The 13,317-nt window shown below is 60.0% G+C and carries 11 protein-coding genes; 2 read left to right on the top strand and 9 right to left on the bottom strand.

The window, feature by feature from the left end; genetic code table 11:
* Window positions 1–3 precede the first annotated feature (3 nt).
* On the bottom strand, window positions 4–1,188 hold the full coding sequence (locus AB8B33_RS15975; protein ID WP_439016097.1) for a glycosyltransferase family 4 protein: 1,185 nt from the start codon (window positions 1,186–1,188) through the stop codon (window positions 4–6).
* Window positions 1,189–1,434: 246 nt separating this feature from the next.
* Complete coding sequence (locus AB8B33_RS15970) at window positions 1,435–2,475, bottom strand: glutamine synthetase beta-grasp domain-containing protein (protein ID WP_113322021.1); 1,041 nt, start codon at window positions 2,473–2,475, stop codon at window positions 1,435–1,437.
* A 427-nt stretch (window positions 2,476–2,902) separates the two neighbouring features.
* Between AB8B33_RS15970 and gstI the strand changes: the two genes are divergently transcribed.
* Window positions 2,903–3,094, top strand: coding sequence for a glutamine synthetase translation inhibitor GstI (gene gstI / locus AB8B33_RS15965; protein WP_113321963.1), 192 nt, complete (start codon window positions 2,903–2,905; stop codon window positions 3,092–3,094).
* 90 nt (window positions 3,095–3,184) lie between these two features.
* On the opposite strand, the gene AB8B33_RS15960 is transcribed toward gstI, so the two are convergent.
* The 6 genes from AB8B33_RS15960 to AB8B33_RS15935 all read right to left on the bottom strand — a co-directional run bounded on the left by AB8B33_RS15960 (window position 3,185) and on the right by AB8B33_RS15935 (window position 9,676).
* Complete coding sequence (locus AB8B33_RS15960; RefSeq protein WP_113321964.1) at window positions 3,185–4,096, bottom strand: sugar kinase; 912 nt, start codon at window positions 4,094–4,096, stop codon at window positions 3,185–3,187.
* A 113-nt stretch (window positions 4,097–4,209) separates the two neighbouring features.
* Window positions 4,210–5,196, bottom strand: a complete 987-nt coding sequence (locus AB8B33_RS15955) for an ABC transporter ATP-binding protein (RefSeq protein WP_113321965.1) — start codon at window positions 5,194–5,196, stop codon at window positions 4,210–4,212.
* Window positions 5,189–6,208 (bottom strand): ABC transporter ATP-binding protein, encoded by a 1,020-nt coding sequence (locus AB8B33_RS15950; protein ID WP_113321966.1) that lies wholly within the window; start codon window positions 6,206–6,208, stop codon window positions 5,189–5,191. The genes AB8B33_RS15955 and AB8B33_RS15950 overlap by 8 nt, the downstream gene beginning before the upstream one ends.
* Before the next feature lies 1 nt (window position 6,209).
* Window positions 6,210–7,127, bottom strand: coding sequence for an ABC transporter permease (locus AB8B33_RS15945; protein ID WP_007824543.1), 918 nt, complete (start codon window positions 7,125–7,127; stop codon window positions 6,210–6,212).
* Complete coding sequence (locus tag AB8B33_RS15940) at window positions 7,124–8,047, bottom strand: ABC transporter permease subunit (protein ID WP_113321967.1); 924 nt, start codon at window positions 8,045–8,047, stop codon at window positions 7,124–7,126. Before AB8B33_RS15940 ends, AB8B33_RS15945 begins: the two co-directional genes overlap by 4 nt.
* Before the next feature lie 48 nt (window positions 8,048–8,095).
* Complete coding sequence (locus AB8B33_RS15935) at window positions 8,096–9,676, bottom strand: peptide ABC transporter substrate-binding protein (protein WP_439016096.1); 1,581 nt, start codon at window positions 9,674–9,676, stop codon at window positions 8,096–8,098.
* 275 nt (window positions 9,677–9,951) lie between these two features.
* Between AB8B33_RS15935 and bglA the strand changes: the two genes are divergently transcribed.
* Window positions 9,952–11,601, top strand: a complete 1,650-nt coding sequence (gene bglA, locus AB8B33_RS15930) for a beta-galactosidase BglA (protein ID WP_439016095.1) — start codon at window positions 9,952–9,954, stop codon at window positions 11,599–11,601.
* 8 nt (window positions 11,602–11,609) lie between these two features.
* Here bglA and ade read toward each other — a convergent pair whose 3' ends face one another.
* Window positions 11,610–13,307 (bottom strand): adenine deaminase, encoded by a 1,698-nt coding sequence (gene ade / locus AB8B33_RS15925; protein WP_439016094.1) that lies wholly within the window; start codon window positions 13,305–13,307, stop codon window positions 11,610–11,612.
* Window positions 13,308–13,317: the final 10 nt, after the last annotated feature.

Raw genomic sequence — 13,317 nt, 5'->3', positions numbered from 1 at the left:
GGGTCAATCAGCTGAAGAGAGAGGCCCGGCGGTATCGCCGGGCTTTCTGCTTCTTGGAAGGGATTTGGTGGCATATTGCCACGCCTTCTTCCATTTCGGCGTGATGACGCCGTTGGCGGCGCGGATATTGTTGATGAATTGCAGCGTTGCCGCTTCCCAGGAATATTGCAGGGCAAGCTCGCGTGCCTTCTCCCGCGAGCTGGAGAGGGCAGCAATGCAGGCAGCCTGCAGGTTCTCGTCCAGCGCGCCGACAAGGCTTTCTTCGCCGATGATATCCAGCGGGCCGGTAACGGGATAGGCCGCGACCGGGACGCCTGATGCAAGCGCCTCCAGAATGGTGTTGCCGAACGTATCCGTCAGCGACGGGAAGACGAAGACATCGGCCTGCGCATAGGCATTTGCCAGTTCTTCGCCGAATTTCACGCCGGTGAAATGCACATCCGGATAGCGTTCTTCGAGTTCGGCGCGTGCGGGGCCGTCGCCGACCACCACTTTCGAGCCGGGCAGATCGAGATCCAGAAAGGCCGGCAGGTTCTTTTCCAATGCCACGCGGCCGACTGTCATGAAAATCGGCCGGGGAAGGCCGAAGGGCTTTTCCTCCTGCGGCATCGGATGAAATTGCGTGGCATCGATGCCGCGGCTCCAGGGCATCAGGTTCTTGAGCCCCCTGGCAGCCAGTTCGCGGGCAAGGCTGGGCGTCGCCACCATGCAGCCGGCGCCGCCATTATGGAACCAGCGCACGAAGGCGTAGAGCCAGCTCTCGGGGATCGGCAGGCGAGCCGACACATATTCCGGAAAGCGGGTGTGGTAGCTGGTGGAAAAGGGCATGCGCTTGCGGATGCACCACCGCCGCGCCGACAGGCCGAGCGGGCCTTCCGTCGCGATGTGGACGTAGGAAGGATTGTGCTTTTCGATCTCGCGGGCGACGCGCCGGTACCAGGCGATCGACAGGCGGATCTCAGGGTAGGTGGGGCAGGGGATGCTGGCGAAACGCTCGGGCGTCACCATCGAGACTTCGACGCCCATCCTGGCCAGTTCGCGATTGGTGTTTTCGATCGAGCGGACGACGCCATTGACCTGCGGATGCCAGGCATCGGTGACGATCACAAGCCGCTCCGGCACAGCCCCAGCGGCTGCGGCACTAGCCCAGCTTTCGCCGCTATATGAATTTGACGGACGTTGCAGCATGTTTCCATTTCCATCAGCGTCGCTTAGTTTTGGCAACGCACAACCCCTGGCGGGGTTTCCGGAATGGCGATTCCCGCATTCTTATTTTGGCGGAAGTGCATGATGGAAATATTACAGCCCTGTACGAGTATTTACAGGAACTTGCGGCAGCCGGGGCCAGCAATTATGTCGGCGATGAATCGCCGAAAGGCGTTTGCGCCTTGAAAAGGAACGGCGCCGACGGGGAAGTCGGCGCCGCAGTAAAACTTAGGCTGCAGCCGAAGCGAAACCGGAAGTCGGGACTTCCGAGATGGTCTTCAGAACCTGCGAAGCGATCTGGTAGGGGTCGCCCTGGGAGTTCGGGCGGCGATCTTCGAGGTAGCCCTTGTAGTCGTTCTTGACGAAGGAATGCGGAACACGGATCGAGGCGCCACGGTCAGCAACGCCGTAGGAGAACTTGTTCCACGGAGCCGTCTCGTGCTTGCCGGTCAGACGCTTGTCGTTGTCGGGGCCGTAAACGTTGATGTGGTCCATCAGGTTCTTGTCGAACTGCGCCATCAGCGCTTCGAAATAGGCCTTGCCGCCGACTTCGCGCATGAACTTGGTCGAGAAGTTGCAATGCATGCCCGAACCGTTCCAGTCGGTGTCGCCGAGCGGCTTGCAGTGATACTCGATGTCGATGCCGTATTTTTCGGTCAGGCGCTGCAGCAGGTAGCGCGCCATCCAGATCTGGTCGGCGGCCTTCTTGGAGCCCTTGCCGAAAATCTGGAATTCCCACTGGCCCTTGGCCACTTCGGCGTTGATGCCTTCGTGGTTGATGCCGGCAGCGAGGCAGAGGTCGAGGTGCTCTTCAACGATTTCGCGGGCAACCGAACCGACATTCGAGTAGCCGACGCCGGTGTAGTAAGGACCCTGCGGAGCCGGGTAGCCGCTCTCGGGGAAGCCGAGCGGACGGCCGTTTTCGTAGAAGAAATATTCCTGCTCGAAGCCGAACCAGGCATCCTCGTCGTCGAGGATGGTCGCACGAGCGTTGCTTGCATGCGGTGTCACGCCATCCGGCATCATGACTTCGCACATGACGAGCACACCGTTGGTGCGGGCCGGATCTGGGTAGATGGCAACCGGTTTCAGCACGCAGTCAGAGCTGCGGCCTTCAGCCTGCATCGTCGACGAACCATCGAAGCCCCAGAGCGGGAGCTGTTCGAGCGTCGGGAAACTATCGAATTCCTTGATCTGCGTCTTGCCACGCAGGTTCGGTACCGGGGTGTACCCATCGAGCCAAATATACTCGAGCTTATACTTTGTCATCGCGACTCTCTCTGCTGCGAACTTGAGCAAATCCTGAGGCAGTAGACGCAAGGGTGCGCTCTCCCGCCAGGGGATGCCTCTTGTGAAGCACGTAGCGTGCCAGATCGGGCGGTCGACATAAAAAATTTACGAATCATCCCGCGGTCGCAATTTCGGAGCGGACGCGGCAGGAGGCGGATGGAGCCGGTATGTGGCTGTCCCGCTTAGAGATGAGCATTTTCCGCGTTGGAACCAGATGAAAATTCTGGCGTTGAGGCTGACGGATTAAGTTTTAAACAAATCAGCGCAAGCTTAATCAGGAAATGCTGCATCGATCGTTTATAATTGCAACATTGCTGTTATTTTGTGCAATTTGCATAAACTATGTGCATTGTGCTATTATACAGACCGTGAATGTTGATAGGCCGAACTGAAGAAAGGCTATCTCATGGCAATCGGTTTCCATCGTGAATCCGCGACAATCTACCAGTTTCCCGTCAAGGCCGTTCAGGCACAGAACCGCTTCGAGCGCTTTCGCATGATGGAGCGGGAGGCCGCTGATGTGTGTGACGCTGCGCTCGACAGCTGCTGGTATCACGACGAAGCCGTTCGCGCCGACGACAAGAAGCCCAATTCCTGATCTGACGATCGATGATGAATGACCGCTTAGGCGGGGGCCGGCCTGCGCGTGGCCGCGCGATAAGCGACATGCGCAGGCTTCATCATTATATCAGAGGCCGAGCTTTTCCTTCGGCACGAGTGCGCCATGTTCGCTGACCACGCGGGCGGCGATTTTAGCCCCGAAGCGAGCGGCTGCCGGGGCGTCCCGGTTTTCCAGATAATGAGCAAGGAATGCGCCGTTGAAACTGTCGCCCGCGCTCGTCGTGTCGACGACCTTTTTGACCTTTTCCGCCGGCACGTAAGCTTTCTCGTTGGCGAAGCTCAGCGTTGCACCTTCGGCGCCGTTCTTGACGACGACATGCGAGGCACCAAGCGCAAGATAGCGCGCAATGGTGGCGTCGATGGAAGCGTCTCCGAAATGGGCGGCCTCATCATCGAAGCTCGGCATGACCAGCGAGGAGGAGCGTGCGCCTTCATTGATTGTGATGTGCATCACGTCGTAGCTCGACCATAGGCGCGGGCGAATGTTGGGATCGAAGACGACGAATTTGCCGATGGCCTTAGCACGGCGGATTTCCGCGAGCAGCGTCTCGGCATCGTCTTGGGAGAGGATGGCGAGCGTGATGCCGGAGAAATAGACGACATCGGCACTTTCCACTGCTTCGCGCAGGCGGTCGGGATCGGTCGCGAGACTGCGGGCGGCCGAACTGTCGCGCCAATAGCTGAAGGAGCGCTCGCCGTTCCTCAGATTGATCATGTAAAGGCCGGGCGTCTTGCCCTTGATGCGGCGGATGAGATCCGTGCCGATGCCGGCCTTGCCCATGAAGGCGACCATCTCGTCGGACATCGGATCATCGCCGAGCGCGGTGAAGTAATCGACCGACCAGGCGGGGGGCAGGCAGGCGCGGGCATACCATGCGGTGTTGAAAGTATCGCCGGCAAAGCCTTTCCGCAGCAGGCCTTCACCCGCCTGCGAGAGCTCCACCATGCATTCGCCGATCGACAGAAACCGTCCGCTCAAGCCATCCTCCCGGATTTTTTCTGCTCTTGCGGATACGCGAAGAGGCGGGATGAGACAAGTCAACGAAAGCGGAAAGTCCATCGCCCCGATGGCGGGGCGATGGGGAATTCAGGTCAGGGCCTGTCCATATGATAGCAGGCAGCCGTCTGGCCGGGACGAACCAGTTCCGTCGGCGGCATCTCGGTGCGGCAGATATCCGTCGCCTTCCAGCAGCGGGGCGAAAAGACGCAGCCCTTCGGCGGATTGAGCGGCGAGGGCGGGTCCCCCTGCAGGCGGATGCGGCTGCGCAGGCGCGCAAGTTTAGGATCCGGGATCGGAGCCGCCGAGAAGAGCGCCTGCGTGTAGGGATGGGCCGGGTGTTCGAAGACCGTCGCGCAATCACCGGCTTCCACGACCTTGCCAAGATAGAGCACCAGCACGTCATCCGAGATCAGACGTACGACCGAGAGGTCGTGGCTGATGAAGATCAGCGTCAGGCCGAACTCCTTGCGCAGCTTGCGAAGCAGCGTGATGACCTGGCCCTGGATCGACACGTCGAGAGCGGAGACCGGTTCGTCGCAGATGATGAGCTTCGGCCGGGTGACGACAGCGCGGGCGATGCCGATGCGCTGCGCCTGACCGCCCGAGAATTCGTGCGGATAACGGTTGATCATTTCCGGCACCAGACCGACGGCGGTCATGATCTCCCGCACGCGCTCAAGACGCTGAGACCTTGTCAGCTTCGGCTCGAAGACGGTGAGCGGCTCGGCAATGATATCGCCGACCGTCATGCGCGGATCGAGCGAGGCGATCGGATCCTGGAAGATGATCTGCATGTCGCGGCGTGCGGCACGCATTTCCTCATCCGTCAGATCGAGCAGGTTGCGGCCCTGCCAGAGGATACGGCCCTTCTGTGCCTTCAGAAGACGCAGGATAGAGCGGCCGAGCGTCGACTTGCCGCAGCCGGATTCACCGACAATGCCAAGCGTGCGGCCTTCGGCGAGATCGAAGCTGACATTGTTGACGGCCGTCAGCATCAGCGGCGGCTTGAAGAAGGATTTCGAGGGGATCTCGAACTGGGTTGTCAGGTTCTCGACCCTCAGAAGCGAGCGTTCAGCCATGGATCAGCAACTCCTCGCGGCGGGGGAAGGGATGGAAACAGGCGGCGCAATGATTTGCCCCCTGCTGTTGAAGCTGCGGCGGGCGGTCGATGCAATCGTCCTGGACCTGCGAACAGCGCGGCGAGAAATTGCAGCCCTTCGGCAGGTGCTGCAGGTTCGGCGGGCGGCCGGGAATGACGACGAGGTCGTCGACGTCCTGGTCCGGGCGCGGGATCGAAGCATGGAGCGCGGCCGTATAGGGGTGGGCCGGGTTTTCGAAGAGCTCATCGACCGGAGCTTCCTCGACGATGCGGCCGGCATACATGACGGCAACCCTGTCTGCGAGACCCGCGACGACGCCGAGGTCGTGGGTGATCATTAGAAGCGCCGTGTTCATCTCGGCCGTCAGATCATTGAAGAGATCGAGGATCTGGGCCTGGATGGTTACATCGAGAGCTGTGGTCGGCTCGTCGGCGATCAGCAGTTTCGGCTTGGTGAGCAGCGCCATGGCAATGACGATGCGCTGGCGCATGCCGCCCGAAAGCTCGTGCGGATAAAGATTGAAACGGCGTGTCGGATCGGGAATGCCGACGCGCTTCAACATCTCCAGAGCCGCGGCAGAGGCCGCCTTGGCGGTAAAGCCGCGATGAATCTCAAGCTGTTCCGTCAACTGCCGGGAAATCCGGAGCGACGGGTTCAGCGCCGTCATCGGGTCCTGGAAGACCATGGCCATATCCTTGCCGCGGACATGGTCGAGCTCACGGGGTTTAAGCGCCAGCACGTCCTTGCCTTCGAGCAGAGCCTGACCGGTCGTTTTACCGTTCTTGGCGAGCAGGCCCATGATGCCGAGGAAGGTCTGGCTCTTGCCCGAACCGGATTCGCCGACGATGGCGATGCGCTCGCCGCGGCGCACCGTCAGGTTCATGTTGGAGACCGCCTTCACCTGCCCTTCGGGCGTTTCGAAGGTGATCGAATAGTCCTTCAGTTCGAGAAGGATATCGTTCTGTTTTTCTTTTTGATTTTCTGGGGTCATCCTATCGATCCTTCGGGTCGAACGCATCGCGCAGGCCGTCGCCGATGAAGAGCAGGCTCAGCAGCAGGGCCACGAGGAAGCTTGCCGGGAAAATCAGCAGCCAGGGCATGCTTTCCATGGCATCGGTGCCTTCGGCAATCAGTGTGCCGAGCGAGGTCAGCGGTTCCTGAACGCCGAAACCGAGATAGGAAAGGAAGCTCTCGGTCGCGATGATCTCAGGCACGGTCAGGGCGGCGAAGATGACGACGGGGCCGACGAGGTTCGGGATGATGTGCTTGGTGATGATCTTGAAGGGCTTCTGACCCGAAGCGCGGGCAGCCTCCACGAATTCACGGTGCTTGAGCGACAGGGTCTGGCCGCGCACGATGCGGGCCATGGTCAGCCATTCGAGCGCGCCGATCGCCGCAAAGAGCAGGTAGACGTTGCGGCCGAAGATGACCATCAGCAGGATGACGAAGAGGATGTAGGGGAGCGCATACATGATGTCGACGAAGCGCATCATGATGGAGTCCAGCCGGCCGCCAATATAGCCGGAGACCGCACCGTAGAGCACGCCGATGACGACGGAGACGAGGGTTGCCGTCAGCGCCACGGCCAGCGAAACGCGCGTGCCATAGAGCACGCGGGCGAGCAGGTCGCGGCCGTTCGGGTCGGTGCCGAAATAGTGGCCGCTTTCGAAGGAGGGCGGGGTGCGGAAGGCGGCCCAATCCGGGTCTTCATAGTTGAAGGGGATGAAGTTCGGGCCGAGGAAGGCGGCGAGGATCAGCAGCACCAGCACGCCGATGGAGATGACTGCCGCCTTGTTGCGGGAGAGACGGCGCAGGGCGTCTTTCGTCAGCGAGCGACCTTCCGGAGCCAGGCCTTCCGCTTCCAGCAATTCGGCTGCGAGCAGCTCTCTTTTTGCAGGATTGAGGATCATCTGTTTCTCACTTTCGGGTCCAGCCAGGCATAGGCGATGTCGACCAGAAGGTTCAGGAACACGATCAGCACCATGTAGAAGATGACCGTACCGAGAACCATGCCGTAATCGCGGTTCAGCGCTGCGTTGACGAAATAGCGGCCGATGCCGGGCAATCCGAAGATGCTTTCGACAACCAGCGAGCCGGTGAGAAGGTAGCTTGCCGCCGGGCCCAGATAGGAGACGACGGGCATCATGGCGGGCTTCAGCGCGTGGCGCATGACCGTCAGGCGCGGGCCGATGCCCTTTGCCTTGGCGGTGCGGATGAAGTTCTGGTTCATCACCTCGATCATCGAGCCGCGGGTGATGCGCGAGATGCGGCCGGCATGCGGTAACGCCAGAACGAAGATCGGCAAGACGAGGTATTTGATCGAGCCGTCACCCCAGCCACCGACTGGAAACCACGCGAGGTGGATGCCGAAGACGAGCTGCATGATGGGCGCGATCAGGAAGTTCGGGAGAACGACGCCTACGAGAATAAGGGCACCCAGAATATAATCCGGTGCCTTGTTCTGATAGAGCGCCCCAAGACAGCCGACACCCACGCCGACGATGATGGCGATCAGGAAGGCAGCCGTACCGATGGTGAAGGTGTAGGGCAGGCCGATCATGATCTGCTGGGTGACGGTGAAGTCCTCGCTCGCGAAGGAGGGGCCGAGGTCACCTTTCAGCAGGTCGCCGACATAGATCAGGTACTGCTGAATGAGCGGCTTATCCAGATTGTAGTGGGCCGCAAGGTTTTTCAGGATCACCGGCGGCAATGGCCTTTCGCCATCGAAGGGGCCGCCGGGGGCAAGGCGCAAAACGAAAAAGCAAGCTGTGACGGCGATCCACAGAACGGGGATCGTCGACAGCAATCGACGGAGTGCATATTTGATCATGGGCGTGGAGCGGCTCTTCCCGGGAGAACCGGGAAGAGCCTTTCATCCTTATTCCTTGATGGACAGCCAGCGGGTGCGGTGGATGTCCTGAACGTTGTCGACGAAGCCCTCGATCTTGGGCGAGACGACGTTCTTGGAGACGTAGTAATAGATCGGAAGTGCGGCGGAATCGTCCAGCGCGAGCTGTTCGGCCTTCTTGAAGATTTCGGCGCGCTTCGTCAGATCGGTCTGAGCGTTGCCGTCCTTGATCAGCTTGTCATAGTCGGCATTCGACCAGCGGCCGTAGTTCATCTGAACGCCCGTGACGAGCAGGTTCAGGAAGTTGTCCGGATCGTTGTAGTCGGCGAGCCAGCCGGCACGTCCGATCTGCACTTCACCACGCTGCAGCTGGTCGTAATGGACCTTCGTCTCAGCGTTGACGAGCTCAACATTCACGCCCAGCGGCTTCCACATGGAGGCGATCGCGACGGCGATACGCTTGTGGTTGTCGTTGGTGTTGTACTTGAGCTCGGTGGTCAGCGGATGATCCGGGCCGAAGCCGGCTTCCTTCAGCAGCTTCTTGGCTTCTTCAACCTTGTCCTTGTAAGGAAGGTCGTTCCAGGAAACGTAGGCCGGTTCGCCGTAATTTGCCGTGCCCGGCGGAACCCAGGAGTAAGCCGGCAGTTCGCCGGTGCCGAGGATCTGCGGGCCGATGACTTCGCGGTTGATCGCCATCGAGAGAGCCTGACGGACGCGCTTGTCGTTGAAGGGCGGCTTGGTCGAGTTGATGACGTAGTAGTAGAGGCCGGAGAAGGGGGCGACATGCGCCTGGCCCGGCAGGTTCTTCTTCATCCACTCGTACTGGTCGGTCGGGAAGTCGGTGAGGATGTCGAATTCGCCGGCGCGGTAGCGCTTCAGCGCGGCTTCCTGGTCTTCAAGCACGAAGAACTTCGCGCCGTCGATCTTCACATCCTTGGCACCGTAATACTGGTCGTTCTTGACGGTCGTGACGTGCGAACCGGGGACCCACTCGACCGGCTTGTACGGACCGTTGGTGACGATGTTGCCAATCTTGACCCAATCCTGACCTTTGGCCTCGACGACATGCTTCGGCAGCGGATAGGCCGTGTAGTGCATCAGGGCGTTGATGAAATAAGGGGTCGGGTTTTCAAGGGTGATCTCGAGCGTCTTGTCATCGATTGCCTTGACGCCGAGCTCGTTGAGATCGGTGATCTCGCCCTTATTGATCTTTTCTGCGTTCTTGACGGTGAACTGCAGATAGGCGTAGTCGGCCGCATTTTTCGGATCGATGAGGCGCTGGAAGGCGAACACAAAGTCGCCGGCCGTTACCGGTTGGCCATCGGACCACTTGATGCCATCACGGAGCTTGAAAGTGTAGACCTTGCCATCAGGGGAAATGGTCCAGCTTTCAGCCTGGCCGGGAACCGGGTTGTCCTTGGCGTCTTCGGTGACGAGGCCTTCGAAGATGTCGCCGGCAATACGGTTTTCCCAGTCGCCGGAGAGTTTTTGCGGATCCAGCGAGGTGGGGTCGCCACCATTATGGATATTCAGCGTGGCCGCATGGGCCGAAAATGCGAGCAATGAGCCAACCATTGCAGACGCGAGAAATTTTTTCGTGAAAAAGGACATACTGGGTCCACCTTTCTAGGCTTTTCGCCTTTTCTTTAGTCATTTGTTCCCGATTTGACCTGTTACGTGCAGGTCAACGGCACCTTAACGCAAAGGTTTGGCGTTGCAACCCCTAAACCGGTGGGTAGCATTCGGGTGTGGACAAGCTTATAAGCGTCTCCCTTTTGTCCGATCGCGACCGTCCATCATTCAAGTCCAAATGCGCTATTGCGCTGTTGTTTTTTGCTTCGCCGCCTTTAGTGTTGCGGGCGAAATGAAGCAGGAGGCGGTGGTCAATGGTGCTGCAGACAGGCGGGAATGCGGATTGGTGGCGCGGTGCGGTGATCTATCAGGTCTATCCGCGATCGTTTCAGGATACGAATGGCGACGGGCTCGGCGATCTCAAGGGGATAACCCGGCGCCTCTCCCATATCGCAAGCCTTGGCGTCGATGCCATCTGGCTCTCTCCCTTCTTCAAATCACCCATGGCCGACATGGGTTATGACGTCTCCGACTATTGTGACGTCGACCCGATTTTCGGCACGCTCGACGATTTCGATGCGATGATGGCAGAAGCTCACAGGCTCGGAATAAGGGTCATTATCGATCAGGTGATTTCTCATACATCAGACCGGCATCCGTGGTTTGTGGAAAGCCGTTCCAGCCGCACGAACGACAAGGCCGACTGGTATGTATGGGCCGACCCGAAGCCGGATGGGACAGCGCCGAACAACTGGCTGTCGATCTTCGGCGGGCCTGGCTGGGAATGGGACGGCGTGCGCCGGCAATATTACCAGCATAACTTCCTGACCTCGCAGCCCGACCTGAATTTTCACAGCACGCCGGTTCAGGATGCGCTGCTGCAGACGGTGAGGTTCTGGCTGGACCGCGGCGTGGACGGTTTTCGGCTGGATACGGTGAATTATTACTTCTGCGACAAGCAGCTCCGAGACAATCCGCCGCATGAGCCAGACCCGGATCAGCCCGGCCTCGATGCGCCCGACAGCAATCCCTATGGCATGCAGAACCACCTTTACGACAAGACGCAGCCGGAAAACCTTGAATTCCTCAAGCGCTTTCGGGCTTTGCTCGACCAGTATGAGGGGCGCACGACCGTCGGTGAAGTCGGTGACGGTGCGCGTTCGCTGAAGACCGTTGCGGCCTATACGACCGGCGGCGACAAGCTGCATATGTGCTACACCTTCGACCTGCTTGGTCCGGACTTCACGGCAGATCATATCCGCGGCTGTGTCGAGAGTTTCCAGCGCATGGTGAAGGACGGCTGGGTCTGCTGGGCCTTCTCCAATCACGACGTCAACCGCCACGTCAGCCGTTTCGCGCTGACGGAAGAGGAGCGTCCGGTCATCGCCAAGCTGGCGATTTCCGTTCTGGCAGCACTTCGCGGTTCGATCTGCCTCTATCAGGGCGAGGAGCTGGGGCTGCCGGAGGCGGAGCTTGCCTTCGAAGACCTACGCGACCCCTATGGCATTCGCTTCTGGCCGGCCTTCAAGGGCCGCGACGGGTGCCGCACGCCGATGCCATGGGAAGCCGGCAAGGCGCATGCCGGTTTCACCAGCGCCGAGAAGAGCTGGCTGCCGGTGCCCTACGAACAGGCGGCGCTTTCCGTGGACACCCAGGAAAACAATGACAGTTCCGTGCTGCACCATTACCGGCGTACGCTGGAATTCCGGAAAACCTATCCGGCGCTCGTCGACGGCAGCATGGAATTCGTTGGCAGCAATCAGGATCTCCTCGCCTTCGTGCGCGAGAAGGGAGACGATAAACTGCTCTTCGTCTTCAACCTGACGCGTGAGCCTGCGGAATTTCAACTTCCTGCCGGCATGGTGCTGGGCGCTCCATTGTCCATGCCAGGGTTCAAAGCCGTCGCCAGCATCAAGACAGTGCAGCTCGATGCGCTTGATGCCTTCTGCGCTCGTATCAGCTAACGCAGTCGTCAGCTGATCAGCGCGAAGCGATCGACGTCCACCATCCCCTTGTCCGAGATCTTCAAATGCGGGATCACGGGCAGGGGCAGAAATGCGACCTGCAGGAAGGGTTCTTCCAGCGTCGTGCCGAGGGCATAGGCAGCCTTGCGCAGATGGTGCAGCGTGTCGCGCACCGCCTCATAGGGTTCCAGGCTCATCAGGCCGGCGACCGGCAGGGCAATCTCGCCGGTGACCTTGCCGTCTTCGACGACGACGAAGCCGCCCTTGATCTCGCCGAGACGATTGGCCGCAAGCGCCATGTCATCCTCGCTGACGCCGACGACGCAGATATTGTGGCTATCGTGGCCGACTGTCGAGGCGATGGCGCCTTTCTTCAATCCAAAACCCTGGACGAAGCCGTTGGCGTGATTGCCGTTCTTGCCGTGACGCTCGATGACTGCGACCTTGATGATGTCATTGCCGAGATCAACGATGGTCTGGTTGCCCCTGGCCGGCAGGCGGTAGCGACGATGCTCGGTGATGATCTTGCCGGGCATGACGCCGATGACAGGCGTTTCGCCTTCCGAAACGGGTACGCCGAAGTGGGCCGCATTGACCGGCCGCGCCTTGACGCTGTCGAGGCCGACAGGCGAGACAGGCTTGCGGGTGGCAAAGAGCGCATCGGTGACGCGGCGGCCGGCCGAAAAGACCATCTCTGCCTTGCAATTCTCCAGGCTGTCGATAACGACGAGGTCTGCCTTCCAGCCGGGGGCAACGAGGCCGCGGTCACGCAGACCGAAGGCGCGGGCGGCGGAGATCGATGCGGCCCGGTAGATCGCCAGCGGCTCGACGCCAGCAGCGATCGCCGTGCGGATCATGTAGTCGAGATGGCCCTGCTCGGCGATGTCGAGCGGGTTGCGGTCATCGGTGCAGAGCGCGAGGTATGGCGAGAGGCGTTCGGTGATGATGGGCATCAGGGCGTACAGGTCCTTGGAGACGGAGCCCTCGCGCACGAGGATATGCATGCCCTTGCGGATTTTCTCCAGCGCTTCGACTGCATTCGTGCATTCATGCTCGGTGCGAATGCCGGTGGAGAGATAGCCGTTGAGATCGTTGCCTGAGAGCAGCGGTGCATGCCCATCGATATGGCCGCCCTGGAAAGCATCGAGCTTTGCCATGCAGACGGGATCCTTGTGGATCACACCGGGGAAATTCATGAATTCGGCAAGGCCGATGACCTTAGGATGGTCGCGATAGGGCAGGAGGCTTTCGACCGGCAGATCGGCGCCTGATGTTTCCAGATGCGTGGCCGGCACACAGGAGGAAAGCTGAACACGAATGTCCATGATCGTTTCGAGCGCTGAAGCGAGGAAGAACTCGATGCCTTCCTTACCAAGTACATTGGCGATCTCGTGGGGGTCGCAGATCACGGTCGTCACACCATAGGGCAGCACGCAGCGGTCGAACTCATGCGGTGTGACCAGCGAGGATTCGATGTGCAGATGTGTGTCGATGAAGCCTGGAACGACGATCTTGCCGGAGATATCGATCTCGGTCTCGCCGCTATAGGCGCCGCAGGTGCCGACAATACGCTCGCCACCGATGGCAATGTCCGATTGGATGAGTTCACCCGTCACGAGATCGAAGAAGCGTCCGCCTTTCAAGACGATATCGGCCGGTATGCGACCCACACCCTGATCGATGAGACGTTCGAGCTTGGCGGTCATGACTATCCTC

This window comes from Rhizobium sp. 768_B6_N1_8 (assembly GCF_051811225.1).
Taxonomy (GTDB): domain Bacteria; phylum Pseudomonadota; class Alphaproteobacteria; order Rhizobiales; family Rhizobiaceae; genus Rhizobium.
Note: the sequence above shows the minus strand (reverse complement) of the source record. Positions and strands in the feature narration are given on the sequence as shown.